Genomic DNA, 25,027 nt, shown 5'->3' with positions numbered 1-25,027 from the left:
CGCACACCTGAGCCTGTGGAGGCCTCATGTCACGTGCGCCCATGTGGCGTGCGCTGGCGGCGCTCGCCGTCATCGCGACCTCGATCATCCTGTCCCTCACCGCCACGCCACGCCTCGGCCTCGACCTGCGCGGCGGTACCCAGCTCGTCTTCGAGGCCAGAGACTCCCCGACGGTCCAGGCCGACTCCTCGGCCACCGACCGCGCCCTCGACGTGCTCCGCCGCCGGGCGGACGCGCTGGGGGTCGTCGATCCCACCCTGGTCCGCTCCGGCGAGAAGCGGATCATCGTCGAGCTGCCCGGCGTGCTCGACCCGAGCAAGGCGGCCGAGGTCATCGGCCGTACCGCCCAGCTCGCCTTCCACCCGGTCACCGGCCCGGCCAAGGACGGCGACGCCACCGCGCTGCCCGACGAGAGCGGACGCCCGCTCGCGCTCGGCCCGGCGGCGATCAGCGGCGACGGCGTCAGCGACGCCACCGAGCGCAGCGACCCGCAGCAGGGGCCCGGCTGGTGGGTCACGGTGGACTTCCGCGACGCCGACGCCTGGCAGCGGATGACCGGCGCTGCCGCCTGCCGGCCGGAGGGCGACCCGGAGCGGCGTGTCGCCATCGTGCTCGACAAGAAGATCATCTCCTCGCCACAGCTCGACCCGTCCGTCCCGTGCGGGACCGGCATCCCCGGCGGCAGCACCCAGATCACCGGGTCCTTCACCCACGAGGAGGCCCGCGACCTGGCCGTGCTGATCAAGGGCGGCGCGCTGCCCGTGCCGCTCGACCTGGTCGAGCAGCGGACGGTCGGCCCCACGCTGGGCGCGGCGGCCGTCGAGGCCAGCGTGAAGGCCGCGGTCGTCGGGCTGGTGCTGACCGCCCTGTTCATCATCGCGGTCTACCGCCTGTCCGGCCTGCTCGCCGCCATCGCGCTGACCTGCTACGGGCTGATCTCCTACGCCGCGCTGGTCGCGATGGGCGCGACCTTCACGCTGCCCGGACTGGCCGGGTTCGTGCTGGCCATCGGCATGGCGGTCGACGCCAACGTGCTCGTCTTCGAACGCGCCAGGGAGGAGTACGGCCTGGCCCCCGCCCGCGGCCTGGGCCCGGCCCTGAACCGGGGGTTCAGGAACGCCTGGAGCGCCATCGCCGACTCCAACGTCACCACGCTCATCGCCGCCGGGCTGCTGTTCTGGCTGGCCTCCGGGCCGGTCAAGGGGTTCGGCGTGACGCTGGCGATCGGCGTGCTGGCCTCGCTGGTGTCGGCCATGCTGATCACCCGCGTGCTCACCCAGGCCGTCGCCACCCGGATCGGGCCGCGCCTGTCGGGTCTCGCCTCCCCAGGCACGGTCAGGACGTGGCTGGCCCGCCGTGACCCCCAGCTCATGAAGGCCAGGAAGGTGTGGCTGGCGGTCGCGGGCGGCCTGGTCGTCGCGGCGCTGGCCGGGCTGTTCACCCGCGGGCTGGACTTCGGGGTCGAGTTCACCGGCGGGCGGCTCGTGGAGTTCGGCACGTCCAGGCCGGTCGAGGCCGACACGGCCCGGCGGCTGGTGAGCGAGGCCGGCTACCCGGGTGCGGTCGTGCAGGCCACCGGAGACGGCGTGGCCGTGCGCGCGGGGCAGCTCGACCCGGCCGAGGTCCAGGCCGCGCTGGAGGGGCAGGCCGGCGAGGTGACCAAGCGGCGCGACGAGTTCATCGGCCCCACGTTGGGCGAGGAGCTGCGCCGCAACGCCGTCATCGCGCTCGGCGTGGCGGTGGCGGCGCAGCTCGTCTACCTCGCGGTGCGGTTCCGGTGGACGTTCGGCACGGCGACCGTGCTGGCGCTGCTGGTGGACCTGGCCGTGGTGATCGGGCTGTTCGCCTGGCTCGGCAAGCCGGTGGACGGCGTGTTCCTCGCCGCGATGCTGACCGTGGTCGGCTACTCGGTCAACGACAAGGTGGTGGTGTTCGACCGGGTGCGGGAGCTGTGGGCCGCCCGCCGTACGGCGCCGCTGGCCGAGGCGGTGAACACGGCGATCCTGCAGACCGTGCCGCGGACCGTCAACACCGGGCTCGGCGCGCTGTTCGTGCTGGTCGCGCTGGCCGTCTTCGGTGGCGACTCGCTGCGTGACTTCGCGATCGCGCTGGTCACCGGGATCGTCGTGGGCACGCTGACCTCGTCGTTCGTGGCGGGCCCCGCGGCCATCGGCCTGGCCCGGTACGACCGCCGTCCGGCCCCCCAGCCTCCCGCGCCCAAGGGCGCCCGGCGGCCTCGCGAGGGCTCGGGAGCCGTGTTGTGACCGGCCGCGGGCCCGCCCCGCGCGGACGGGCCCGCGGCGTCCGCGTCAGAGCCCGGCGAGCCAGTCGAGGAGGATGGCGTTGACCTCGGCGGGGCGTTCCTGCTGGACCCAGTGGCCGCAGTCGTCCAGGAGACGGGAGGAGACCAGGCCCGGCAGGGTGGCGGGGAAGGCGTCGATCGCGGCGGAGAGCCACCGGGTGGTGGCGTCGTCGGCGCCGCCGACGAACAGCGAGGGCTGGGTGACGGGCGCGCCGTCGTGGGGCGCGAGGTCGGCCCAGTCGCGGTCCATGTTCCGGTAGCGGTTGAGCGCGCCGGTCAGGCCGGTGCGCTCGAACTCGGCGGCGTAGAAGTCGAGGTCGCCCTCGCTCAGCCAGCCGGGCAGCCCGCCGCCCGCCGGGAACCGGTCGCGCAGCCTGCCGCCCGGGGCCACGAACAGCGGGTGGGGCGCGTCCGGGCCCGGCATGGTCCCGGCGGACAGGGCCGCGTACGTGCCCGCCAGCCAGCCCCGGACGTCCGGCTCGATCTCGGCCTCGGCCCGGCCGGGCGTCTGGAAATAGCTGACGTAGAACTCGTCCGTCCCGCCCATGGCGGCGAACACCTCGGTGGGACGCGGCCCGCCGCGCGGCGTGTACGGCACGCTGAGCATGGCGACCGCGCTGAAGACGTCCGGCCTGAGCAGGGCGCTGTGGGCCGCGATCGAGGCCCCCCAGTCGTGGCCGACGACCACCGCCGTCCGCTCGCCGAGCGCCCGCACCACGGCCACGCCGTCCTCGACCAGCTCGGTCATCCGGTACGCGGCCACGTCCGCCGGCTTGGACGAGCGGCCGTAGCCGCGCACGTCCACCGCGACCGCCCGGTACCCGGCGGCGGCCAGCGCCGGGAGCTGGTGCCGCCAGGAGTACCAGGACTCGGGGAAGCCGTGCACCAGCAGCACCAGCGGCCCCTCGCCCGCCTCCACGAGATGGACGCGGCCGGCGGGGGAGGGCACCAGGCGGTGTACACCCTCGGCGACCGGGTTGAGCTGCGACATCGTTCCTCCACGCATGGGTCTCCTGGCCTGTCTCCAGGATCATGCGCGGGCCGTGCCGCCGCCCGCCAACTCCGTTGCCGTTTCGGCAAACCTGCGCTAAAGGTCGGTGGCGATGATCTTCTCGATGTTCCGCTCGGCCAGCGCCGTGATGGTGACGAACGGGTTCACCGTGGTGTTGCCGGGGATCAGCGAGCCGTCGATGACGTACAGGCCGGGGTGGCCGGCCAGGCGGCCGTAGTTGTCGGTGGCCCGGTTCAGCACCGCGCCGCCGAGCGGGTGGTAGGTGAGGTGGTCGCCCCAGATCTTGTACACGCCGAACAGGTCGGTGCGGTAGATCGTCCCCTCCTTGGAGTTGATCTTGTCGAAGATCGTCTTCGCCATGTCGATGGACGTCTGCTTCCAGGCGGTCTGCCAGCTCAGATCCACCTTGCCGGTCGCGGCGTTCCAGGAGAACTGCGCCCGGTGCGGGGTGTTGGTGATCGACAGGTAGAACGAGGCGTACGTCTCGATCCCGGTCGGCAGCGGCGCCACCTCGGCGAACGCGCCCCCCGCCGTCCAGTTGTCGATGCCCGCGCACGGGATGGCCGACTGCAGCTTGCCGGTCGGGTCCCACAGGTGGTTGGCCCGGCCGCACATGACGTTGCCGTTGTCGCCCCAGCCCTTGCCGACCTCGTCGTTCAGGCCGGGCAGCGCGCCGGTGGCCTTCAGCCTGACCAGCAGCTTGCTCGTACCGACGCTGCCCGCGGCGAAGAAGACCCGGGCGGCCGTGACGGTCTTGGCGGCGGTGACCGAGCCGTCGGTGGCGAGCTGGTCGATCCGGACGGTGTAGCCGCCGCCCGCCGCCGGGGAGACCGAGGTCACCTGGTGCAGCGGCGAGATCGTCACCTTGCCGGTCGCGCCGGCCCGCGCGAGGTAGGTCTTCTGCAGGGACTTCTTGCCGTGGTTGTTGCCGTACAGGATCTCGCCGGCCAGCGCCGACTGGGGGACCGTGCCGGCCGCCTCCTGCTTCATGTAGTCCCAGTCGTACACGTCGGGCACGAAGGTGAACGGGAAACCGGAGCGCTGGGCGTGCTTGCGGCCGACGCGGGCGTACTGGTAGCAGGCGGTGGTGTCGAACCAGGCCGGGTCCACCAGGCCGACGCCGAGGCCGGAGTTGGCGCGCGGGTAGTAGACGCCGTACATCTCGTCGGCGTCGACCGACGGCAGCACGGCGGCGAAGTTCTCGCGCCTGGGCGTGACGGCCATGCCGCCGTTGACCAGCGAGCCGCCGCCGACGCCGCGGCCCTGGTAGACCGTGATGCCGGCGAACTCCTCGGCGTCCAGGATGCCGGTGTAGCGGGGGATGTCCCGGTCGATGGGGAAACCGAGGAAGTAGTTGAGCGGTGCCTTGGTCCTGGTGCGCAGCCAGTAGGAGCGGTAGTCGGGCTCGCGCGTGTTGCAGAAGACCTTGCCGTCCGGGCCGGGCGTGTCCCAGGCCATGCCCATCTCGATCATGTGCACCTCGACGCCCGCCTGGGCCAGGCGCAGCGCGGCCACCGAGCCGCCGTACCCGGTGCCGATCACCAGGACGGGGACGCGGGCGCCGTCGGCGATAGGCCCGGCGGCGGCAGCGGTGACGGCGGCGGCGCGGCCGGGCAGTGCGGCGGCGCCCAGGAGGGAGGCGGTTCCGGCGATGAAGGTGCGGCGGCTGGTGTTCATGTCACGTGCCCTCGCTCGGTCGGTCTACGCGGACTCGGTCGGTCGGACGGAGGGTGCCTTGCCGCCGGTCAGCATGCAGGCCGTGTCGAGGCCCAGCACGTGGTTGAGCCGGCCGAAGGCCCACCAGGAACCGATGCTCATGCTCAGTTCCACGATCTCGTTCTCGCTGTAGTGCTCGGTCATCCGGGACCAGAACTCCTCGTCGAGCCCGTGGTGGTCCAGGGCGTACCGCTCGGCGTACTCGGCGGCGAGCCGGGTGCGCGCGTCGAAGGCGTCCGTGGCGCGCCAGTCGGCGACCGCGTCGGCGAAGCCGTCCTCGACCTTGACGCCGTCGCGCTCGGTGCGCCAGTCGAGGCAGAAGACGCATCCGTTGATCTGCGCGATCCGCAGCCGGGCCGCCTCGAACTCGCGCAGGCCCAGCGTGGTGTGGGCGTAGACGGCCATGGAGAACTTCGAGGCGGCGGTCCCGATGCCGGGGACCATCTCGCCCCAGACGTACGCGATCGGGTCCTTGCCGCCGGGAACCTCGACGATCATGGGTTCTTCCTTCCGAGCCGGCCGGACGCGGGGCGGAGCGGGACGTCGAGCGCGTCGTACAGGCCGGGCGGGGCGGCGGCGAGCCAGTCGATGGCGTTCACCAGCCGGCCGGCCGCGGTGGCGTTCCCGCCCGCCGAGCGGTTGCCGCCCTCGTCGGTGGCCTCGATCGTGACCTCGATCCGCGGGCTGCCCTCGACGATCACCCGGTGGGCGCCGTCGCCGCCGTCCGGGGGGAGTGGCCAGTCGGGGGCGCAGGAGGAGTGGATGCGGGTGACGTGCTCGATCACGATGCGCGGCTCGCCCTCGACGACGCCCTGCACCTCGAACCGCACCGCGCCCTGGGTGCCGGCCTCGAAGACGCCCATGCGGGCGGTGGTGACCGTACGGTCGAGCGCACGCCGCTCCACGACCTCGCGGATCTCCTCCAGGGTGACGCCGAGGGCCCGCGCCATCAGCCGTACCTGGCCGCCCCACACCATGGACGGGACCGTGGGCGCGATCATCGGCGGCTCGTACTCCATCGGCCGGCCCATGCCGACCATGTCGCGGACCGCGTCCGGGCGGTCGTAGCCGGAGTAGTCGAAGATCTCCTGGCAGCGGATCGCGTCCACGACCGAGCCGAGGCCGCTGAGCAGCAGGGGCAGCAGGTCGTTGCCCCAGCCGGGGTCGATGCCGGAGGCGAACAGGGAGCCGCCGCCCGCCGCGACGGCGGCCAGCACCTGCTCCCGCAGCTCGGGCGGGGCGCCGCGGTGGTCGTAGAGGGCGTACAGGGAGGGGGTGACGACGACGGCGCCGGCCCGGATCGCCCGTACGACGTCGGCCAGGGCGTCGTCGGGACGCAGGTCGCCGGAGGCGGCGTACACGACGGCGCGGGGGCGCGCGGCCAGGACGGCGGCGGCGTCGTCCGTCGCGGTGACGCCGAGGTCGCGCCCGAGACCGGCGAGCTGCCCGGCGTCGCGGCCGACCTTGTCCGGGGAGTGCACGAGGACGGCGGCGAGACTGAGGTCGGGATGGGCCTCCACGGCCCTGATGGCGGCGCGGCCGACGTTGCCGGTACCCCACACCACGGTGGACGTCATGGGCGGAGCGTAGCAAGCGCTTGGTTTGGTGTATAGGGCCCCGCGACCGGGCGGCCGGGACGCCCCCGGCCCCGGCGCGGGGGCGTCGGTTCCCGGCGGCCCCGCCGGTCAGGGGGCGGCGTCCAGGGCGATGCCGTACAGGTGGTCCACCCGGAGTCTGATGACCAGGCGGCGGGCTCTGGCCATCTCCTCCAGGAAGGCGGCCTCGTCCGCCGGGTCGGGGAGGCCGCCGGCCATCTCCAGCAGCTCGCGTCCGGTCGCGTCACCCGGAGTGAGCGACGGCTCGGAGACCTCCGCGCGCCCTTCGGCGACGGCGTACGACACCACGCTGTCGCCCTGGAGGTGCACCGACGCCCGCGGGTCGGCGAGCAGGTGGCGCACCTTGATCCGGCCCTCGGCCGAGGAGATGCGCAGGACGCGTCCGGCGGCGTCCCAGCGCAGGGCCATCGAGGCCAGGTGCGGGCGGCCGTCGCGCTTGAGCGTGGCCAGCACGCCGAAGGGCTGCCGGTCGAGGATCCGCAGGAGCTCGTCCTCGGTGAGGGGGCGGGCTCCGGGGCCCTGTCCGGGGCCGTAGGCAGGCTCGGTCATGGTGATCAGCTCCGTCTCGCGAAAGGGGGTCAGAGGGCGGCCGGCTGCTCGATCGGAGGCGCCTCGGCGGGCGCGGCGGATCGCGGCCGGCGCAGGACGGCCAGGGCGACCACGACGGCCGCGGCGAGCAGGCCGGCCGAGGTGGCGAAGGCCAGGTGGTAGCCGCCGGTCAGCGCCGCGGCCTCGGCCGCCCCGCCGGCCCGCAGCTCCTGCGTACGGGAGGCCGCCAGCGTGGTCAGGACGGCCACACCCAGCGCCATGCCGATCTGCTGGGTGGTGTTGAACACCCCCGAGGCCAGACCGGCGTCGTCCTGCCGGGCGGCCGACATGCCGAGCGCGGTCAGCGCCGGCAGCGCCAGCCCGCCCCCCGCGATCAGCACCATGACCGGCAGCAGGTCGGTGACGTAGTCCGCGTGCACCGGCACCCGGGTGAGCCAGGCCATCGCGGCCAGCAGGAGCACCAGTCCGGCCAGCAGCACGGCGGGAGTGCCGAAGCGGGCGCTCAGCCGCGCCGACACGAACAGCGACACCCCGCCGATCGCCACCGCCGCCGGGAGCATCGCCAGCCCGGTGTCGAGGGCGCCGTACCCGAGGACCTTCTGCATGTAGAGCGCGACGATGATCTGGAAGGCGAACATCGCCGACAGCGCGAGCATCTGCACGACGTTCGCCCCGGCGACGTTGCGCGAGCGCAGCACCCGCAGCGGCATCAGCGGCGTACGCGCGGTGGCCTGGCGTACGAAGAAGCCGGCGAGCAGGGCCGGCGACACCGCGCCGAACGCCAGGGTGTGCGCGGACAGCCACCCGTGCTCCTCGACCTTGACCACGGTGTAGATGCCCAGCATCAGGCCAGAGGTGACCAGCAGCGCGCCGGCCACGTCGGCGCCCCGCGCCAGGCCGAGGCCGCGGTCGGCGGGCAGGGCGGGTAGCGCCAGCACGATCGTCGCCAGCCCGATGGGCAGGTTGATGAAGAAGATCCAGTGCCAGCTCAGCAGGTCGGTGAGGACGCCGCCGAGCACCTGCCCGATCGACGCCCCGGCCGCGCCGGTGAAGCTGAAGACCGCGATCGCCCTGGCCCGCTCGCGCGGCTCGGTGAAGAGGGTCACCAGGATGCCGAGCACGACGGCCGAGGCCATCGCGCTGCCCACGCCCTGGAGGAACCGGGCGGTGATCAGCAGCGCCTCGCTCCCCGCCGCGCCGGCCAGCAGGGACGCTCCGGTGAACACCGCGTTCCCGGCCAGGAACATCGTCCGGCGGCCCAGGAGGTCGCCGAGCCGGCCGGCGAGCAGCAGCAGCCCGCCGAACGCGAGCAGGTACGCGTTGACGACCCAGCTCAGCCCGGCGGGGGAGAACCCCAGGTCGCGCTGGATGGCGGGCATGGCCACGGTGACGATGCTGCCGTCGAGGACGGTCATCAGGGCGGACGTCGACAACACGGCCAAGGCGGTGCGCCGGGAGGTGAGGGACATGGTCGTCTCCTGTTCAAGGGGTGCAACAAGAGAGACCGTAGCAGATAGTTCCGTTACGGACGATATGTGACGGACCTATTCAGGCGCGCTCCCTGGCCCGCCGGACCGGCTGCGGGGCCTCGGCCGGGGTCTCCAGGTGGCCGGTGGCCAGCCGGCTCAGGGCGCGGACCAGCGCGTCCCGCTCCTTGTCGGGGAGCGAGCCGAGGGCCGCGGCGTGCACGCCGTCCACGATCTCCTGGCTGCGCCGCGCCACCTGCGCGCCCTTCTCGGTCACGGCGATGATCCGGGCCCGCCGGTCGGTGCTCGACGGCCGCCGCTCGGCCAGCCCGGCCTTCTCCAGGGCGTCGACGGTCACCACCATCGTGGTCTTGTCCATGTCGCCGATCTCGGCGAGCTGGATCTGCGTGCGCTCCTCCTCCAGCGCGTGCACGAGCACGCAGTGCATGCGCGCGGTCAGCCCGAGCTCGGCCAGGGCCGCCGCCATCCGGGTGCGCAGGACGTGGCTGGTGTGGTCGAGCAGAAACGACAGGTCGTGCTCGGTACGCGAGGGCACCATCGAAGTCATGTCGTCGAGGCTACCAACTCATCCCGTAGCGGATTATCCGCTGAAGAACGTCCACCCTGACGGTCTAGCGCAAGTTGATCTCACTATGTATGTTCGGACCGAAGGAAAGTTTCGTCCATGGAGGTATGGTGGGCAAGAAGTTTCACGTTCTGGCATTACCGATCGCCGTGGCCGCCCTGGCCGCAGTGGCGTCCCCCGCCCAGGCGGCGACGGGGTACGACCGCTGCCAGGAGGGCAACTACTGCCTCTTCTCCGGCCTCGACGGCACCGGGGACATCGTCCAGCTCCAGGCGAGCACGGCGAGCCTGGCGGCGCTGGGCATGGGCGATCGCGCCAAGTCCGACTGGAACCGCACCGACACGCTCATCCATCTCTACTCAGAGGCCGACTACGGCGGCTGCTCGGCCGTCACCGGCCCGCGCGGCAAGGGCAACTTCTACAGCACCTTCCGCGACTTCTTCGACTCCGTCCGTTTCGGCGGCCCCAACGGCCCCGCCTGCTCCATCGGCGGCGACGAGCTGACCATCAAGCGCGCCGCCACCGTCGACTCCCACGGCTGACCTTCGTCCGAACCGCCGGCCCGGCCGGCCCCCGCGACCCACGCGGCGGCCGGCCGTCGCCGTTCCCGGCCCGAGAGGGTTCAGGAGAAGGCGGCGTGGCCGGTCAGGTCGGCGGAGAGTTTCCACAGGCGGGCGGCGGCGTCGGGGTCGAGGGCCCAGGGCTTGACGCCGCCGATCAGCATGTCGTCGCCCGTCGCCGGCCCGGCGAGGTCGCAGTCCTGGCAGTAGGCGCCGCCGTGCGCCTCCAGCAGGGGTGACGTGGCCGCCCAGACCGCCGTCGCCGCGCCCTGCGCCGGGGTCTTGAAGCCGTCGGCCCGGCGTCCGTCGGAGGTGATCCAGCCCTGGGCGACCTGCTCCTCGTGGGGGATGCGGCGCTGCAGCGGGGTGAGGATGCTGCCCGGGTGCACGGCGAAGGCCCGCAGGCCGTCGGCCGCGCCGAGGGCGTCGAGATGGACGGCGAACAGGGCGTTGGCGGTCTTGGACTGCCCGTAGGCCGTCCAGTGGTCGTAGCCGTGGCGGAAGTGGAGGTCGTCCCAGCGGATGTCGGACAGGAAGTGTCCCGAGGAGGAGACCGACACCACCCGGGCCCCGGCCAGCGCCGGGCGCAGCCGGTTGACCAGGGCGAAGTGGCCGAGGTGGTTGATGGCGAGATGCGCCTCCCAACCGGGGCCGACGGGCCGGTGGGGGTGGGCCATGACGCCCGCGTTGCCGATGACGACGTCGAGGGTGCGGCCGGTCTCCAGGAACAGGTCGGCGAAGGCCCGGACGCTGCCGAGGTCGGCCAGGTCCAGCTCCCGCACCTCCGTGCGGGGGAGGTCGCGCAGCGCGTCCTTCGCCACGTCGGGACGGCGGGCGGGCACGACGACGTGCGCTCCGGCCCGTACCAGCGCGCGGGTCGCCTCCAGGCCGAGGCCCGAGTAGCCGCCGGTGATCAGCGCGGTCCTGCCGGACAGGTCCATGCCGGCCAGGACGTCGTCCGCCGTGCTGTGCGCGCCGAAACCCGAGCCGAGTCTGTGTTGTGTACGTGCCATGCCCCGACCGTAGAATCTAGAGTGCAATCTAGGTCAAACTATGGCGAGGTGCCATGAGCAGGGACGCGGACCGCCTGTCCATCGGGGACGTCGCGCGGGCCACCGGGCTGGGCGTCCACGCGCTGCGCTTCTTCGAGCGCGAGGAGCTGTTCCTCCGCCCGATCCCGCGTACGGCCGGCGGGCAGCGGGCCTACGACCGGGCCGACGTGGAGTGGCTGCTGCTGTGCAACCGGCTGCGCGAGTCCGGCATGCCGATCGCCACCCTGCGGCGGTTCGCCCATCTCGTCCGGTCGGGGCCGGGCAACGAGCCTGAGCGGCTCGCGCTGCTGGAGGAGCACGAGCGGGCCGTCCGCGACCGGATGACCGACCTGGCGGCGAGCCTGGAGATCATCCACGGCAAGGTCGTCGCCTACCGCCGGCACGTCCGGGACGGGACCGCGGCCGGGGTCTGGTCGCCGGCGCCGCTGCCGTAGGGAGCGGCGGTCCTGTCCTGGGATCATGGGCCCATGAGCCGGTTGCCCACGCTGTCCGCCACCGAGATCACCGCCGAGCGCCTGCTGCTGCGCAAGGCCCGCGACGCCGACCGCGACGGTCTCGTCGAGCTGATGACCGACCCCGAGGTGCGCGAGCATCTCGGCGGCCCGCGTCCCCGCGGCGACGTCGAGCGGTTCCTCGACGCCGCCGGGACCGCCGCCGCGACGGCCGCCCCGGGCGGCTACGTCATCGCCGACCTCGTCACGGACGCGCTCCTCGGGACGCTGGCGCTCGACCGCCGGGCGGCCGACCGTCCCGGGCACGTCACCGGCGACGGCGAGGAGCTGGAGCTGTCCTACGTGCTGCGACGCGCCGCGTGGGGGAGCGGGCTCGCGTACGAGGCCGCCATCGCCGCGCTGAGGGCGGCGGCGGGCGAGCTGCCCGACCAGCCGGTCCTGGTCGTCACCCAGACGGCGAACGAACGGTCCCTGAGGCTGGCCGCCCGCCTGGGCTTCCGGCCCGTCGCCACCTTCGAGGAGTTCGGCGCCGAGCAGACCCTCGGCGTCGCCGGTCTGTCCTGGTTCGGGGGCTGACCTCACCCCTGCCGGGCGGGCTCCTCGGGGGCACGGAGGCGGGCCATGATGCGGTCGAGGGCGGCCAGGTCGCCGGGGTCGAGGGCCAGCAGGGAACGCGGCGGGCGGGCCAGGATGCGTTCGGCCTCCTCGGCGGCGGCCGTGCCCGCCGGGGTCAGGGCGACGATCTTGCTGCGGCGGTCGTCGGGGGAGACGCTGCGGGTCACGTGGCCGCGCCGCTCCAGGTCGTCGACCATCAGCGTGGTGTACGGCTTGTCGGTGGACAGCTCGGCGGTCAGCTCCCGCATGGTCATCGGCCCGGCCAGCAGGCGGCGCAGCGCCTTGACCCGGAAGAAGCTCATGCCGAGCGTCTCGGCCACCTCCTTGCGGCGGTCCTCCTGCCGCAGGACGAGGTCGTACATGGCCGACCAGACGCGGGCCACGGCCTCCTGGCCGGAGATGTCGGTCATGACGCGTCCGCCGTTCTGTCGGGTGCGTGGGCGAGCCGTTCGGCGGTACGGGTGGCGCTGCGGCGGGCCCAGCCGGTCGTGGTCAGGATACCGAGCAGCAGGATGGCCAGCCCGCACCCGGCGACGATCCACCAGCCGATGTGGCTGGCCGCGGGGAACCCGGCGGCGAACGGGCCGGCCACCGCCGAGGTGACCAGCGAGCCGATGACCGCGACGCCGAGCGACTGGCCGATCTGGCGGCTGGTGGAGGCCACCGCCGCGGCCACGCCGGCCTGGGCGCGCGGCATGCCGGACACGGCGGTGTTGGTGATGGGCGCGTTCAGCATGCCGAACCCCACCCCGAACAGCACGTACGCGGCCATGAGCCGCCAGGTCGGCGTGTCCGCCGCCAGCCCGGTCATGATCAGGCCGCTGGCCGTCATGGTGACCCCGGCCACCAGCAACGGGACGCGGGGCCCGGCGTTCCCGACGATCCGGCCCGACAGCGGCGCGCAGAGCACGGTCAGCCCGGCCATGGGCAGTGTGTAGAGGCCGGCGTGCAGGGCGGACAGGCCCAGCACGTCCTGGAGGTAGAGGGTGTTGACGAACAGGAACCCGCCCAGCGCGGCGAAGCCGCACACCGCGATGACCGTGGCCCCCGTGAACGGCGCGCTGCGGAAGAAGCGCAGGTCGATGAGGGGGTCGGTGCGGCGCAGCTCGTACGGGGCCAGGCAGGCCAGCGCCAGGGCCGCGACCGCGAAGCAGCCCAGCGTGCGCGGCGACCCCCAACCGGCGGCCGGCGCCTCGATGAAGCCGTACGTCAGGGTGGCCAGCAGCACGATCACCAGCGCCTGCCCGACCGGGTCCACCCGGCGCGGGCGCGGCGCGCGCGACTCGGGCACGAACAACGCGCACAGCGCGAACGCGGCCAGCCCCACCGGGATGTTGATCCAGAAGATCGCCTGCCAGCCGACCGAGTCCACCAGCGTGCCGCCGACCAGCGGGCCGAGCGCCATGCTGATGCCGACCACGCCGCCCCACACACCGATCGCCCGCGCCCGCTCGCGCGGCTCGGTGAAGGTGTTCGTGATGATCGACATGGCGACCGGGTTGAGCATCGACCCGCCGACGGCCTGGAGAGCCCGCGCCGCGATCAGCCAGCCGAGGCCGGGCGCGAGCGAGCACAGGAGCGAGCCGAGCGTGAACAGCACCAGCCCCGTCTGGAACGTGCGCCGGCGGCCGACCCGGTCGCCGGTCGAGCCCGCGAGCATGAGCAGGCTGGCCAGCACCACCGTGTAGGCGTCGATGATCCACTGGAGTCCGGACATGGAGGCGTTCAGGTCGCGGCGGACGGCGGGCAGCGCGATGTTCACGATCGTGTTGTCCAGTCCGACGATGAACAGGCTCATGCAGCAGATGGCCAGCACGAGCAGCCGCCGGCGGGGGCTGAGCGCGGATGCGGACGAGACGGGCGCCCTACTCGTTGTAGGCATATAACGATTATATTCGCATAACTAAGCAGATGGCCGCCGGCCCCCCTGGAACGGGACATGGCGGCCATCGCGCAGACGGCAAGGACGTCGATGTCGCTGCGCCGCGCGTCGAAGCCGCCGAGCACTGCGGACCCATGGAGGTGGACACCCGCCGGGCGCGAGCCGAGCACCGCGGCCATCGCGGATGCGACGTCGCTGATGTAGTGGCCTGAAAGAGAATCCCTTCACCGCTGGATGAGTCATGGAGTGACGACAGTTCGGATCATCACCTCCGAACCGGTCCGGGATTCCGAGGTGATCTGAAGCTGTCACCCTTATGCCATGGTTCGCACATCACTGATCGCATGCTGCTTAGCCATCTCGCTCGCCGGCTGCGCAGGTGACCCGGTGCCGGTGGCGTCATCCGGGTCCGCTCAGCCGGAACCCGCCGCCGCCCCGCAGACTCCACTGCAGAAGAGCACCCCTCCGGGCACGCAACAGTTTCACGCCACCGTCCTTCGACCCGGCGACTGCATCGAACCCTTGCCCCAGACGTACATGGTGACCGTCGTCCCCTGCCACGTGCCGCACTCGGGTGAGTTCGCCACCACATATGTCCTCCCCGAGGGGCCGTATCCGGGTGCGGACATGACGCGGCTCACGGAGAACGGATGTCTTCCCAGAATGCGCATCAAAAAGTCGAAAAGGGATGAGATCGGCATGGCGTGGCTTGGGCCGGCCATGGAGGACTGGCCTCGTTACAGGACCGTGTACTGCCTGGCCGTACGCATGGATGGACAGAAGACAACGGGACGGGTGGTCGAGTAACCACCCCCGCACTCCGGGCTCGTGCGCCGCTGCGCCGGCTGCACGCCCGGCCAACGACGCGCACTCATCGGCGCCCCTCGCGTCGGCCGCCGGCGGCTGTGCCGCCCGTGCGGACAGCCACTCACCAGGTGTGGCTGAGCGCTTCAGTCGGCTTCCAGAACGAAGAACAAGAAGCACAGGAACCTCGTGCGGGTGGGCTCGATCTCGCGGAGCTCCTCGGGGAACTGTTCGCGGGCTTCCGGCACGAACGGCGGTTCGCTGATGACGCTGATGCGAAAGCCCGCCGCGGTGAAGGCTTCGGTCATCGCGTGCAGCGGCCGGTTCCAGAACTTCATCTGGGCGATCTGCCCACCCATGGTCCATTCTTCGGTCCGGCTGCGGGTCTCGAAGTACTTGGGCTTTTCCCCGGCCATGTGCTGAAAGAGAGCGGTGGAGAAGGGATGGTCGACCGAGACGAGGAGTCTGCCGCCAGGCTTCAGCACGCGTCTCAGTTCGGCCAGTGTCGGTCCCCAGTCCTCCAGGTAGTGCAGCACCAGGGAGGCGGTGACGTCGTCGAACGCCTCGTCGGGGAAGGGCAGTGGGCCGGCGAGGTCGGCGACCCGCAGGTCCGCGTCGGCGCCCAGCCGCTGCCGGGCCAGCTCCAGCATCCCGGCGCTCGCGTCGATGCCGGTGACGATGGCGCCTCGATCGCGCAGCGCGGCGAACAGGGGGCCTGAGCCGCAGCCGGCGTCGAGGATGCGCCGGCCGGTCACGTCCCCGGCGAGCTCCAGCATCGCGGGACGCTCGTAGTACGCGTTCAGGAGGCTGGTCTCGTTCTCGGCCGTGTACCCCTCGGCGATGCTGTCGTAGTCGTTGAATCGGGACGGATGGGCAGTCTCAACGTGATCTTCGGGCATGGTAGGCATGCGGGCCATTGTGGTCCAGCAGTCTCGGCGGCACAGACATGGGCGGCTTCGGGCGGAGCGTGGCCGGTCTGGGTCTCGTCTGGTGGAAGCTGGGCTGGGCGGCGGTTTGTCCCGAGCATCGGATGCTGCTGGTGGATCTCGAGATGGCGATGTGCCGCCAGCCTGCGCTGTTCAGGCACTCCGGGCATGCCCGGCTGCCGAAGCTTGACGCACGTACATCCAGCCCTAACGCGTCGGCGATCATCCACGCCGGATCTGGGCACTGTCGCTTCGATGGGCGTCGAAGTATCGCCGCTCATGTCATCGAGGTCGGCCGTATCCGGCCGGAGATCGTTCACGTCGGCCCGCGTAGGGAGCATGCGACGGTCGTTGTCCCGGGCCGGTCATGCCGGAGCATTTCGGCGTCAGCGGGGTCGGCCGGCGACCTCGGGACTCGAGGGCCGGTTCGAGGTGATCGGCGAGGCGGCGGAGAGTGACCGCGAACCGGCCGCGGAGGCGTAGAAGAACCATCGAACCTGGTGGACGCGGTGTTACGAGCGGCGAACCCTTCCCCGACGGACCACTGGCGCAGGTGCGCCACTCACGCTGTAGGCCCGGAGCGCGAACCTGCGCCCGTTGCGGAAGATCTCCTCACCCGGTGGAAGCTGCTGGTCCTTATCGGAACCAGGCCATGTTCGCCATGCGGGTCAGGATCGCGCCCTGAAGATCAGAGGCCAACCTGGCAGGTCCAGGTTCAGCCGGGTTCGATGCCGTCGAGGATCGGGCCGAGTTCATAGGCCAGCACGGCGGCGTGGGTGCGGTCGCGGGCGCCGAGTTCGTCCAGGACGTTGGTCACGTGGGTCTTGATCGTCTCCCGGGACACGTGCAGGGCCGCGGCGATCTCCGGGTCGGCCTGCCCGAGCGTGATGTGCCGCAGCACCTCAAGTTCGCGGGGCGTGAGCGTGACCGGGCGGCGCGGCCGGGCGCCAGGCCGTCACGGGCGCACAGCCTGAGCGCGGCATGGGCGATCTCCGCCCGCCGCGCCGCGTGGTCCACCTGTTCGGCATGGTCGGGCCCCGGCCGCGTGCCTGCTACCGCGAGCGGGGCTTCGCGCACTGTGGCGACGTCGCCGTCCTGGGCGCACCCGGGCAGCGCGACAACAAGGGACCGCTCACCGGGGGGGCAGCTGTTACGAACGGTGCCTCGAGGGCGGGTAAAGAGACGCCAAAGCCATGCTCTAGCGTAATCACCATGAAGGCGGCTCGGTATCTGTGCTGGCTCGCCTGGGCGCAGAAGGGCCGGGTCGCGCTGGGCGCGATGCTGGGAACCCTCTGGACGGTGGGCCTGACGCTCCCGCCGTACCTGCTGTCCAGGGCGATCGACGACAACCTGGCGCCCGGCTGGGTGCTGGCGCTGCTCGGCGCGGGCCTGGTCAACGCCTGGCTGGCGATGTTGCGGCACCGCACGATGACCAAGATCCGGATGGACGCCAGCTTCCGCACCGTGCGCGCCCTGGTCGAGCAGATCAACAAGCTGGGCGCCGACCTGCCCAAGCGCGCTTCGGCGGGCGACGTGGTGACGATCGGCATCGGCGACGTCATCACCATCGCCGCCTCGCTGACGGTGACCGGCCCCGGCGTGGGCGCGGTGATCAGCTACGGCGTGGTGGCGGCGCTGCTGCTGCAGGTCTCCGTGGTGCTGGCCGTGGTGGTGCTGCTGGGCGTGCCGGTGCTGGCGATCCTGCTCGGCCCGCTGCTCGGGCGGCTGATGAAGGTGCAGAACGGCTACCGCGAGAACCAGGGCAGGCTGACCACCCGCCTGGTCGACCTGATCGAGGGGCTGCGGGTGCTCAACGCCTTCGGCGGCAAGGGCACTTACGCCGAGCGGTACCGTGCCGATTCGGTAGCCCTGCGCGAGCAGGGCTACCGAGTGGCGTCGCTGACGAGCTGGATCGGCGCGCTGGGTGCCGGAATGCCCGCCCTGTTCCTGGCCGCCGTCACCTGGCTGGGCGCCCGGCTGGCCGCCGAGGAGGCGATCACGGTGGGCGAGCTGGTCGGGGTGTACGGATACATCGCCATGCTGGTGGTGCCGGTCTCCTCCTTCATCGAGGGCAGCTTCCAGATCAGCCACGGCCTGGTCGCCGCCCGTCAGGTCACCCGCTTCCTCGCGCTGCGCGCCGAGGAGCGGCCCCAGCCCTCCGGGCCGGAGGTCTCGCCGGGGAGTCTGGTGGGGCTGGTCAGCGCCCGGCCCGAGGAGAGCGTGACGCTGCTCGAAGGGCTGGGCGGGTTCGACGGCACCTCTCTGATCGCCGACCACGACGCCGCCCTGTTCGCGGGCACGCTGCGCGAGGTCCTGCAGGGCCGGCGCGGGGCGGACGACGAGGCCATCCACCGGGCCATGCACATCGCCGCGGCGCAGGACGTGGTCGCAGGGCTGCGCCACGGGCTCGACTCGATGATCGAACCCGGCGGCCGCAACCTGTCGGGCGGCCAGCGTCAGCGCGTGCGCCTGGCCCGGGCGCTGCTTGCCGAGCCTGAGGTGCTGCTGGCCGTGGAGCCCACCTCGGCGCTGGACGCGCACACCGAGTCCCTCCTCGCGGGGCGGCTCCGTACGGCACGCGCCGGCTGTACGACGGTCGTGGCCACCACCTCGCCGCTGCTGCTCGCCCAGGCCGACCAGGTGCTGTTCATCGAGGACGGGCGGGTGACCGCCTCCGGCACCCACCGGGAGCTGATGGAGTGCACCCCCGCCTACCGATCAGTGCTCGCATGAACCGCGACCTGCCCGTCGCCGACCGCCAGCAGGTACGGCGGGCCGCCCTACGCCTGGTCAGGCGCGACGTACCGGGCTTCACCGCGACGCTGCTGCTCAACAGCCTCGCGGCGGCAGCAGCGCTGGTCAGCCCGTGGTTGCTGGGCCGCATCATCGACTCGATCAGCGCCGGAGGCACGGTCGACCTGATCGCCGCGATCGCGGTGGGCGCGGCGCTGGCCCAGCTGGTCCTGTCCAGGTACGCCGAGAAGATCGGCACCCGCTTCAGCGAGCGTGTCCAGGAACACATCCGCGCCGAACTCCTGGACCGCGTGCTGGCCCTGCCCGCCGCCACGGTCGAGCACATCCGCACCGGCGACCTGACCGCCCGCGGAACCATCGACGTGGCCGTCGTCGGCCGCACCCTGCGCGACGCCGCCCCCGCGATCCTCGTCTCGAGCCTGCAGGCGCTCTCCCTGATCGTCGCCGTCTTCCTGGTCGACCCGGTCCTGGGTGCCTGCGGCCTGCTCTTGCTGGCCGGCATCGTGGCCGCCTCCCGCTGGTACCTTCGCCGCGCCCGCCCCGCCTATCTGGAGGAAGGCGCCGCCCGCTCGGAGCTGGCTGAGCACCTGGCCGCCAACGCCGCGGGCGCCCGCACCATCGAGGCCCTGGGCCTGCAGGCCGAGCGCACGCGGGCGGCGGAACGGGTGATCGAGCGCAGCCGGGCCGCCCAGCTGCGGACCCTCTTCCTGCGCAGCGTGCTCTGGCCCTCGGTGGAGGTCTCCTCGCTCCTGCCGCCCGTGCTGGCCCTGCTGCTCGGCGGGGTGCTCCTGGACCGCGGCCAGGTCACGCTGGGCGCGGTCGTCACCTGCGTGCTGTACCTGCGCCAGCTCGGCCAGCCGATCGAGACGATCCTGATCTGGCTGGAGCAGTTGCAGAGCAGCGGCGCCTCCTTCGCCAGGATCGAGGGCCTCGCGACACCGGCGCGGGAGCAGGTCGCCGCCGCGCCGCCGCAGGACGACCGCATCGAGGCGTGCGGCGTACATTTCGCCTACGAAGACGGCGACGACGTGGTGAACGGCGTCGACCTGACCGTACGGCCCGGCGAGCGCCTGGCCGTCGTAGGCCCCTCGGGAGCCGGCAAGTCCACCTTGGGCAAGCTGCTGGCCGGCATCGACCGCCCCCGCCTGGGCGCGGTCACCGTCGGCTCCGTGCCCATCGCCGACCTCTCCCCGGCCCAACTCCGCGAGCACGTCGTCCTGGTCACCCAGGAGCAGCACCTGTTCCTCGGCACCGTCCGCGACAACCTGCTGCTGGCAGATCCGACGGCCGACGACGACCGCCTGGGCAAGGCACTGGCGGCCGTCGGCGCCGACTGGGTCGCCTCGCTCGACGAAGAGCTGGAGTCCCAGTCGTCCGGCGCCACCCTCGGCCCGGACCGGGTCCAGCAACTCGCCCTGGCCAGGGTCATCCTGGCCGACCCGCATACCGTCATCCTCGACGAGGCCACCGCCATGCTCGACCCCCGTACGGCCAGGCGTGCCGAACGCGCGCTCGCCGCCGTCCTGGAGGGGCGGACCGTCATCGCGATCGCCCACCGCCTGCACACGGCCCGCGACGCCGACCGGGTGGTGGTCATGGACAACGGCCGGGTGGTGGAGGTCGGAGCCCACGACGAGCTGGTCGCGGCGGGCGGGGTGTACGAGGCGCTGTGGAGGTCGTGGCACGGTTCACGGAGTGTCAGCGCCGAACACGATCCTCCGCAACGCTGACCGGTGAAGCCCAGGAGACGGTCAGACCTCGGCGCCAGAGGATCGGGCCGCGGGCTCGAGCGTGGAGTGAAGGAGAGACACGAGGCTCAAAGCCGGGACGATCCGGCCGAAGGCATCCACGCGAGAGAGCCGGCGATCGCTGCCCACACCCCTGACCCAGCGCACGGACACGCGGCCTCCAGAGGCTCGGAGGTGGTCAGCGGGCGATGTCCTCGGCGGCCGCGATGGCGCGCTGAGTGTCGGGCTGGGCGTCCGTGAGGGTCTTGTGGACGACGCCGATGGCGCCTTCGACTTCGGCGGCGATGGTGCGATTGGATTCACCGCGCTGGCGGCGGGCGAGGATGGCGGCGCGTTCGTCGTCGTCGACGACCGGTCGGCGGCCACCGGCCCTGCCGCGTTCGCGGGCGGCCCTATGCTCCCGTGGCCCCATCGATGCGCTCTCGGATCAGGTCGGCGTGCCCGGTGTGTTGCGCGTACTCCTCCAGGAGGTGGATGTAGATCCAGCGGAGGCTGACCTTGCCGGTCGGCGCCCCGGGGTCATCGGCCGGCTCATCAAGGTCGATGTCCGCAACCGCGGCATCGCAGGCGGCCGTCTCCGCGAGGAAGGCGGCGTAGTCGGCCTCGGCGTCGGCGTCGGCCACCAGGTCGAAGTCGCCGTCTTCGTACTCCTCCGTGATGTGCAGCTCGGGCAGGTTTTCGTGCAGGAACTTCTCCCGGAACCACCAGCGCTCGACTTCCGTCATGTGTCGCAGGAGGCCGAGCAGCGTCAGGTTGGACGGCTCCACGGAGGCGGTCTTCAGTTGCTCGGAGGTGAGGCCGGCGCATTTGCGCAGCAGGAACAGCCGGCGGAGCTTCAACCAGTTGTCCAGCATCTCGCGTTCGCCACAGGCCATGTCCGTCCGAGGTCCCCGCTCTACGTCGGGTGCTGTCCACGTCATGTCATCATCATGACGACCTGCGCAACCGATTTGCTCTTTGGGGGGCTCAGTGTTGAGACCGGCCGACAGCAGGCGGCGGATGCGCCGGACGGTTTCCACGTCCGATTCCTGGTAGTGGCGGTAGCCGCTGGGCGCCCGTTCCGGCCGGAGAAGTCCCTGCTGCTCGTAGTAGCGCAGCAGCCGCTCATGGACTCCCGTACCACGCGATGGTTCCCCGATGCGAACCGCTGTCCACCAACCTCAGCGGCCGGCGCCCCCTGAGCATCCAGAGGCGGACCCGACAGAGGGAGCGGCACCCCAAGCCGGACCAGCATCGCCGTCGTTTTCACGACCGCGAACCACTGACTGGCGCTCACCACCTGACCTGCGATAAGCGCAGGCCGGCGGTGCATCGTCACCTCAAGCACGAGTTGTTGCTGATCAGCGAGTTCGTTACTCACCGCGCTCGTGCTGATCTGCGGGATCGGCTGATCACATACGGCCCCACTGAGAAGCGCGCCGCACCGCAACGGAGACGGCATCCATGAGCGAGACAGACGCGCAGGCCGGCCAGCCGGACTCCGGCGTACGGAATCGCGGCATCTCGGGCAGAGATCCACCAGCAGCGTCCGATGCTCGGGACAAACCGCAGCCCAGCCCAGCCGAGCTTCCACCACAGCGAACGGACATCGCTTGACGTGCCTGCATTCAGCGCCCATACCTCGGCCGTCGTCCACGGTGGACATCCGTTCCGCACCGCCATTCGATCGATTCAGGAGGCGAACGATTCCGCCGGCCCTGGCTCGGTCACCAACGCCAGACACCGTGCTGTCTGGACGCAGCGAAGATGACAGTGAGAGCTGCTCCCAACCTGGGCACTGTCACTTTGATGCTCGCCTAAATACCGGTGTTTGTGTCATCGAAGATGACAGTTTCCAGCCGAAGATCAACTGTCACGAATGTGCCCAGAGGTGTCTTCAAGGCTCACTCGATCTTCGGCGTTGACGACGCGGGCCTCGCGTTGCGTTGGTGTGGGTCTGCGTGTCGCGATGCCAGGGCTCAAGAGACGAGATATCCCTGCCGTGAAGGAAACTGCTCTGGGCCGGGATGTGGGCCCAGAGCGGTCAGGCGCGTGCGGAGGGAAGATTCGAGGTTCAGGCGGTTATCGGGGGCCGCCGAGCGCAATTGGGGACTAAGGACTGTTTCTGGGATCAGGTGCGGAGCCAGATGATCAGGGCGATCGCTACCCGGATGAGAGGCTCCCTACTCGGACTCACTCCAGAGGTACCAGGGGCCGTGCCAGTGTTCGTAGAGATCCTCGCCCTCGGGCTCAGGCGGCTCGACCTCAGGGCTCCAGGCGAATCCGGTGGTACCGAGAAACCCGGTGCCGTCGATGGCGAAACGCACTCCGCCAGGGATCCTCTCAGCCCGTCCGACCGGGAACAGCCCTATCCATTCGTCTTCTGCGGGCAGCGGCGCGCCGTGTGAGATGGCCCGGGCGCGGCTGTCGAGGGCGGGGCGTGACAGGGCGAAGCGCGCCTCCAGGGGCGCACCCACGTATAGCAGGCCGCAAACCAGCAGAACGATCAGGGGCGGCAATGACCACACCGGCCATTCGCGACGCAACCGCGCTAAAGGTTCACGTCTGAACAGCATGCGGCCCAACGTGAGCAGCCATATGAGACCGATGAAGACCCAGGCATTGGTGATCAACGCCAGCCACATCAGGTACCAACCTGGAACGCTCGTCGCCCATACGGTCGCCAGGGCCGCGACGACCGCTGGCACGATCGCCACCGCCCGCCCAGGCCGCCAGGTGTCGGGGACGGTCTCCGCCGTGTCCATGCTACGAGCATAGAGATCCACTGTCAGCGGCGAGCATTAGGCCGCTCACGCAGAGACGACGAGGCGATCGCCCCCTCGCCGGATCGCTGCGACAGGTTCTCACCCGCTCCCGGTCACAACGGCTGACTCGTTCGGAGGGTCCGGAGTTGAAGAGAGCCTCTCACTGCAGGGATGGCCGGACGCCTGCGGTGGTCTGCCAGGGACGAATACCTTCGCCGGCCAGGAGCAGTGCTGCCTCGGGCAAGTCGAGATCTTCGACGGTCTCGGGTGGGTGCAGGCGGTGGGGCGCGCCCGGTTCCCAGAGGGCGAGCGGTTTGAGCAGAGCAGGGTCGACAGTTCTGATCTTGAGATGGTTGAGGACTCGTTTGGTGGCCGCAGTGGGGTGGTAGTCGTCGCAGAACTCGTGCCAGAGGGTGCCGGCCCGGGGGTCGTAGCGGCGTTGGTCCATGAAGTAGCGCAGCGCGTCCAGCAGGCTGCCGCCAAGGCGGACTTCGCCGACGATGAGCATTGCAGCGGCGCTGAGCAGCGGCCCAGGCTGGTAGGGGAGCAGGTCGCCGCAGAGCTCGTGCTGATCTGGGGGATCGGCTGATCGCATACGGCCCCGCTGAGAAGCGCGCCGCACCGCAACGGGGCCGGCATCCGTGAGCGAGACAGACGCGCAGGCTGCCCGGCGGGACCTCGTCGCACGGCAACGCGGCATCTCGGGCAGAGATCCACCAGCAGCGTCCGATGCTCGGGACAAACCGCAGCCCAGCCCAGCTTCCACCAGGCCAGCCACACTCCGCCTGAAGCCGCAAGACACGTCGGGCATACCCGGCTGCCGAAGAACTGCACCCACTCACGGCCCTCGGCCCGGCGCACTGACTCCTTGTCGCCCACGCGGACGCCTGCCAGATCCAGGACCGAGCCGTCGAACCCCTCCAGGTGCATCCCACACACGGCCTCGGAGCTCACGCCTGTAGCAGCCTCGATCGCCCTGCACGTCTCCAGCATCGCAACGACGCCGTACGCCAGTGAACGGACATCACTCGACGCGCGTACATCCAGCCCCAACGCCTCGGCCATCGTCCACGGTGGGCATCCATTCCGCACCGCCATCCGATCGATCCAGGAGGCAAACGATTCACCTGGCCGCGGCTCGGCCACCAGTGCCAGGCGTCGAGGGACGCCAACTGTCATTTCGAGGTCTCACTATCAAGTCAACTGTCATGAACCGTGCCGAACTGTCAGGTTGAGGGACGCTAGACACGTGCGTCGTCCGTGGGGGTGTCTTGACGTATCAAATGAATGCTTTTTTAATTCGATGGGAGGGCGTGATTCACCTCAGATCGACTCCGACCGGTTCATCGACGTCAGGGATGGAGCTGCGAGATGACCGTGGACGACCGCTTCGGCCCGGAGCTGGAAGAGACGCGCAGGAACCGGCTGCGCGGCACCGTCAGCGAGATCGTCACCGATCCGGTCTCCGACTGGGCCACCGACTTCTCCCACGTCGACCCCCAATGGGCCGCCGACCCGTACCCGATCCAGGACGACCTGCGGCAGCGCTGCCCGATCGCGCACACCGAGCGGTTCGGCGGGGTGTGGCTGCCCACCCGCTACGAGGACGTCGCCGCCATCGCCTACGACACCGAGCGGTTCTCCTCGCGGGCGATCATCGTCGGCAACGTCAAGCCGCCCCGGGAGCTCGCGCCGGTGGGCGCGGTGCCGCCGATCTCGTCCGACCCGCCTTTCCACCACGACGCGCGCAAGCTGCTGCTGCCCGCCTTCACCAAGACGGCGGTCGCCAGGCGCGAGGAATCCACGCGCGCGCTGTGCCATGAGCTGATCGACGGCCTGGAGGGGCGGGAGGTCGTGGACGCGGCCCGCGAGTACGCCCAGCACATCCCGATGCGGGTGATCGCCGACATGCTGGGCTTCCCGGCCGAGGACGCCGACCGGTTCCGGCGGTTCGTGGAGAACGCCCTGGAGAGCGTGAACGAGCCGACCGAGAAGCGGCTGGAACGCTTCGCCGAGCTGTCGGCGTACCTGGTGGAGCAGATCCACGACCATCTGGCCGACCCGCGCGACGACCTCACGACGTACCTGCTCGACGCCGAGCTCAACGGCGCGAAGCTGGACCCCGTCCACGTCGTCGGGACGATGACGCTGCTGCTGATCGCGGGCATCGACACCACCTGGAGCGCCATCGGCGCATCCCTGTGGCACCTGGCCAAAACCCCCGAAGACCGCCGACGCCTGAT

Annotated in this window: 22 protein-coding genes and 3 pseudogenes; 7 read left to right on the top strand and 18 right to left on the bottom strand. The window is 71.3% G+C overall.

Features of this window, described 5'->3' with window-relative positions:
• Positions 1–26 precede the first annotated feature (26 nt).
• Entirely contained in the window at positions 27–2,264 is a 2,238-nt protein-coding gene (secD, locus tag ACIHAD_RS47380) for a protein translocase subunit SecD (RefSeq protein WP_397361456.1), read from the top strand.
• A gap of 45 nt (positions 2,265–2,309) precedes the next feature.
• On the opposite strand, the gene ACIHAD_RS47375 is transcribed toward secD, so the two are convergent.
• The 7 genes from ACIHAD_RS47375 to ACIHAD_RS47345 all read right to left on the bottom strand — a co-directional run bounded on the left by ACIHAD_RS47375 (position 2,310) and on the right by ACIHAD_RS47345 (position 9,229).
• Positions 2,310–3,308 carry an alpha/beta fold hydrolase gene (locus ACIHAD_RS47375; RefSeq protein WP_397361455.1) on the bottom strand — a complete coding sequence of 333 codons (999 nt, stop codon included), beginning with the start codon at positions 3,306–3,308 and terminating at the stop codon, positions 2,310–2,312.
• Positions 3,309–3,389: 81 nt separating this feature from the next.
• A complete protein-coding gene (locus ACIHAD_RS47370) occupies positions 3,390–4,991 on the bottom strand; it encodes a GMC oxidoreductase (protein WP_397361454.1) in 1,602 nt (533 codons plus the stop codon).
• 24 nt (positions 4,992–5,015) lie between these two features.
• On the bottom strand, positions 5,016–5,528 hold the full coding sequence (locus tag ACIHAD_RS47365; RefSeq protein ID WP_397361452.1) for a carboxymuconolactone decarboxylase family protein: 513 nt from the start codon (positions 5,526–5,528) through the stop codon (positions 5,016–5,018).
• Positions 5,525–6,607, bottom strand: coding sequence for a dihydrodipicolinate reductase (locus tag ACIHAD_RS47360; RefSeq protein WP_397361450.1), 1,083 nt, complete (start codon positions 6,605–6,607; stop codon positions 5,525–5,527). The genes ACIHAD_RS47365 and ACIHAD_RS47360 overlap by 4 nt, the downstream gene beginning before the upstream one ends.
• 108 nt (positions 6,608–6,715) lie before the next feature.
• Positions 6,716–7,195: a pyridoxamine 5'-phosphate oxidase family protein gene (locus ACIHAD_RS47355; RefSeq protein WP_397361448.1), complete on the bottom strand. Its 480-nt coding sequence runs from the start codon at positions 7,193–7,195 to the stop codon at positions 6,716–6,718.
• Between the two features lie 29 nt (positions 7,196–7,224).
• On the bottom strand, positions 7,225–8,664 hold the full coding sequence (locus tag ACIHAD_RS47350; RefSeq protein ID WP_397361446.1) for an MFS transporter: 1,440 nt from the start codon (positions 8,662–8,664) through the stop codon (positions 7,225–7,227).
• A gap of 79 nt (positions 8,665–8,743) precedes the next feature.
• Positions 8,744–9,229: a MarR family winged helix-turn-helix transcriptional regulator gene (locus ACIHAD_RS47345; protein ID WP_397361445.1), complete on the bottom strand. Its 486-nt coding sequence runs from the start codon at positions 9,227–9,229 to the stop codon at positions 8,744–8,746.
• A 125-nt stretch (positions 9,230–9,354) separates the two neighbouring features.
• Here ACIHAD_RS47345 and ACIHAD_RS47340 point away from each other — a divergent pair, with 125 nt between their 5' ends.
• The gene (locus ACIHAD_RS47340; RefSeq protein ID WP_397361444.1) at positions 9,355–9,789 is read left to right on the top strand and encodes a peptidase inhibitor family I36 protein; all 435 of its coding nucleotides are present in this window, start codon (positions 9,355–9,357) and stop codon (positions 9,787–9,789) included.
• 80 nt (positions 9,790–9,869) lie between these two features.
• On the opposite strand, the gene ACIHAD_RS47335 is transcribed toward ACIHAD_RS47340, so the two are convergent.
• Positions 9,870–10,820, bottom strand: coding sequence for an SDR family NAD(P)-dependent oxidoreductase (locus tag ACIHAD_RS47335; protein ID WP_397361443.1), 951 nt, complete (start codon positions 10,818–10,820; stop codon positions 9,870–9,872).
• A gap of 53 nt (positions 10,821–10,873) precedes the next feature.
• Between ACIHAD_RS47335 and ACIHAD_RS47330 the strand changes: the two genes are divergently transcribed.
• Both ACIHAD_RS47330 and ACIHAD_RS47325 read left to right on the top strand, forming a co-directional pair.
• Entirely contained in the window at positions 10,874–11,293 is a 420-nt protein-coding gene (locus ACIHAD_RS47330; RefSeq protein WP_397361442.1) for a MerR family transcriptional regulator, read from the top strand.
• Positions 11,294–11,326: 33 nt separating this feature from the next.
• On the top strand, positions 11,327–11,887 hold the full coding sequence (locus ACIHAD_RS47325; protein ID WP_397361441.1) for a GNAT family N-acetyltransferase: 561 nt from the start codon (positions 11,327–11,329) through the stop codon (positions 11,885–11,887).
• Positions 11,888–11,889: 2 nt separating this feature from the next.
• On the opposite strand, the gene ACIHAD_RS47320 is transcribed toward ACIHAD_RS47325, so the two are convergent.
• From ACIHAD_RS47320 to ACIHAD_RS47305, 4 genes and pseudogenes are all read right to left on the bottom strand, one after another.
• Positions 11,890–12,336 (bottom strand): MarR family winged helix-turn-helix transcriptional regulator, encoded by a 447-nt coding sequence (locus ACIHAD_RS47320; protein WP_397361440.1) that lies wholly within the window; start codon positions 12,334–12,336, stop codon positions 11,890–11,892.
• Positions 12,333–13,808, bottom strand: coding sequence for an MFS transporter (locus ACIHAD_RS47315; protein WP_397361439.1), 1,476 nt, complete (start codon positions 13,806–13,808; stop codon positions 12,333–12,335). The genes ACIHAD_RS47320 and ACIHAD_RS47315 overlap by 4 nt, the downstream gene beginning before the upstream one ends.
• A 950-nt stretch (positions 13,809–14,758) precedes the next feature.
• A complete protein-coding gene (locus ACIHAD_RS47310; RefSeq protein WP_397361438.1) occupies positions 14,759–15,529 on the bottom strand; it encodes a class I SAM-dependent methyltransferase in 771 nt (256 codons plus the stop codon).
• Between the two features lie 724 nt (positions 15,530–16,253).
• Positions 16,254–16,451, bottom strand: a pseudogene (locus ACIHAD_RS47305) (response regulator transcription factor); the annotation flags it as partial.
• A 299-nt stretch (positions 16,452–16,750) separates the two neighbouring features.
• Here ACIHAD_RS47305 and ACIHAD_RS47300 point away from each other — a divergent pair.
• Together ACIHAD_RS47300 and ACIHAD_RS47295 are read left to right on the top strand one after the other, a co-directional pair.
• Positions 16,751–18,271 (top strand): ABC transporter transmembrane domain-containing protein, encoded by a 1,521-nt coding sequence (locus tag ACIHAD_RS47300; RefSeq protein ID WP_397361436.1) that lies wholly within the window; start codon positions 16,751–16,753, stop codon positions 18,269–18,271.
• On the top strand, positions 18,268–20,022 hold the full coding sequence (locus ACIHAD_RS47295) for an ABC transporter ATP-binding protein (RefSeq protein WP_397361435.1): 1,755 nt from the start codon (positions 18,268–18,270) through the stop codon (positions 20,020–20,022). Before ACIHAD_RS47300 ends, ACIHAD_RS47295 begins: the two co-directional genes overlap by 4 nt.
• A 196-nt stretch (positions 20,023–20,218) precedes the next feature.
• Here the strand turns inward: ACIHAD_RS47295 and ACIHAD_RS47290 are convergent, their stop codons facing one another.
• The 6 genes and pseudogenes from ACIHAD_RS47290 to ACIHAD_RS47265 form a co-directional block, all read right to left on the bottom strand.
• Positions 20,219–20,452 (bottom strand): hypothetical protein, encoded by a 234-nt coding sequence (locus ACIHAD_RS47290; protein WP_397361434.1) that lies wholly within the window; start codon positions 20,450–20,452, stop codon positions 20,219–20,221.
• A complete protein-coding gene (locus ACIHAD_RS47285) occupies positions 20,433–21,059 on the bottom strand; it encodes a DinB family protein (RefSeq protein WP_397361433.1) in 627 nt (208 codons plus the stop codon). Before ACIHAD_RS47285 ends, ACIHAD_RS47290 begins: the two co-directional genes overlap by 20 nt.
• A 9-nt stretch (positions 21,060–21,068) precedes the next feature.
• A pseudogene (locus ACIHAD_RS47280) lies at positions 21,069–21,137 on the bottom strand (MerR family DNA-binding transcriptional regulator); the annotation flags it as partial.
• Between the two features lie 1,065 nt (positions 21,138–22,202).
• Positions 22,203–22,784, bottom strand: coding sequence for a hypothetical protein (locus tag ACIHAD_RS47275; RefSeq protein WP_397361432.1), 582 nt, complete (start codon positions 22,782–22,784; stop codon positions 22,203–22,205).
• Positions 22,785–22,944: 160 nt separating this feature from the next.
• Positions 22,945–23,292 carry a hypothetical protein gene (locus ACIHAD_RS47270; protein WP_397361470.1) on the bottom strand — a complete coding sequence of 116 codons (348 nt, stop codon included), beginning with the start codon at positions 23,290–23,292 and terminating at the stop codon, positions 22,945–22,947.
• Positions 23,293–23,513: 221 nt separating this feature from the next.
• A pseudogene (locus ACIHAD_RS47265) lies at positions 23,514–23,963 on the bottom strand (TniQ family protein); the annotation flags it as partial.
• 192 nt (positions 23,964–24,155) lie between these two features.
• On the opposite strand from ACIHAD_RS47265, the gene ACIHAD_RS47260 reads away from it, so the two are divergent.
• The coding region (locus ACIHAD_RS47260; protein ID WP_397361431.1) for a cytochrome P450 at positions 24,156–25,027 on the top strand (872 nt) is incomplete at its 3' end.

Source organism: Nonomuraea sp. NPDC052265, from assembly GCF_044547985.1.
Taxonomy (GTDB): Bacteria; Actinomycetota; Actinomycetes; order Streptosporangiales; family Streptosporangiaceae; genus Nonomuraea.
Note: the sequence above shows the minus strand (reverse complement) of the source record. Positions and strands in the feature narration are given on the sequence as shown.

Bases quoted from the DNA above. Each gene is read 5' to 3' on its own strand.
- secD (WP_397361456.1), top strand. From the start codon at position 27: ATGTCACGTGCGCCCATGTGGCGTGCGCTGGCGGCGCTCGCCGTCATC.
- ACIHAD_RS47375 (WP_397361455.1), bottom strand. From the start codon at position 3,308: ATGCGTGGAGGAACGATGTCGCAGCTCAACCCGGTCGCCGAGGGTGTA.
- ACIHAD_RS47370 (WP_397361454.1), bottom strand. From the start codon at position 4,991: ATGAACACCAGCCGCCGCACCTTCATCGCCGGAACCGCCTCCCTCCTG.
- ACIHAD_RS47365 (WP_397361452.1), bottom strand. From the start codon at position 5,528: ATGATCGTCGAGGTTCCCGGCGGCAAGGACCCGATCGCGTACGTCTGG.
- ACIHAD_RS47360 (WP_397361450.1), bottom strand. From the start codon at position 6,607: ATGACGTCCACCGTGGTGTGGGGTACCGGCAACGTCGGCCGCGCCGCC.
- ACIHAD_RS47355 (WP_397361448.1), bottom strand. From the start codon at position 7,195: ATGACCGAGCCTGCCTACGGCCCCGGACAGGGCCCCGGAGCCCGCCCC.
- ACIHAD_RS47350 (WP_397361446.1), bottom strand. From the start codon at position 8,664: ATGTCCCTCACCTCCCGGCGCACCGCCTTGGCCGTGTTGTCGACGTCC.
- ACIHAD_RS47345 (WP_397361445.1), bottom strand. From the start codon at position 9,229: ATGACTTCGATGGTGCCCTCGCGTACCGAGCACGACCTGTCGTTTCTG.
- ACIHAD_RS47340 (WP_397361444.1), top strand. From the start codon at position 9,355: ATGGTGGGCAAGAAGTTTCACGTTCTGGCATTACCGATCGCCGTGGCC.
- ACIHAD_RS47335 (WP_397361443.1), bottom strand. From the start codon at position 10,820: ATGGCACGTACACAACACAGACTCGGCTCGGGTTTCGGCGCGCACAGC.
- ACIHAD_RS47330 (WP_397361442.1), top strand. From the start codon at position 10,874: ATGAGCAGGGACGCGGACCGCCTGTCCATCGGGGACGTCGCGCGGGCC.
- ACIHAD_RS47325 (WP_397361441.1), top strand. From the start codon at position 11,327: ATGAGCCGGTTGCCCACGCTGTCCGCCACCGAGATCACCGCCGAGCGC.
- ACIHAD_RS47320 (WP_397361440.1), bottom strand. From the start codon at position 12,336: ATGACCGACATCTCCGGCCAGGAGGCCGTGGCCCGCGTCTGGTCGGCC.
- ACIHAD_RS47315 (WP_397361439.1), bottom strand. From the start codon at position 13,808: ATGCCTACAACGAGTAGGGCGCCCGTCTCGTCCGCATCCGCGCTCAGC.
- ACIHAD_RS47310 (WP_397361438.1), bottom strand. From the start codon at position 15,529: ATGGCCCGCATGCCTACCATGCCCGAAGATCACGTTGAGACTGCCCAT.
- ACIHAD_RS47300 (WP_397361436.1), top strand. From the start codon at position 16,751: ATGAAGGCGGCTCGGTATCTGTGCTGGCTCGCCTGGGCGCAGAAGGGC.
- ACIHAD_RS47295 (WP_397361435.1), top strand. From the start codon at position 18,268: ATGAACCGCGACCTGCCCGTCGCCGACCGCCAGCAGGTACGGCGGGCC.
- ACIHAD_RS47290 (WP_397361434.1), bottom strand. From the start codon at position 20,452: ATGGGGCCACGGGAGCATAGGGCCGCCCGCGAACGCGGCAGGGCCGGT.
- ACIHAD_RS47275 (WP_397361432.1), bottom strand. From the start codon at position 22,784: ATGGACACGGCGGAGACCGTCCCCGACACCTGGCGGCCTGGGCGGGCG.
- ACIHAD_RS47270 (WP_397361470.1), bottom strand. From the start codon at position 23,292: ATGCTCATCGTCGGCGAAGTCCGCCTTGGCGGCAGCCTGCTGGACGCG.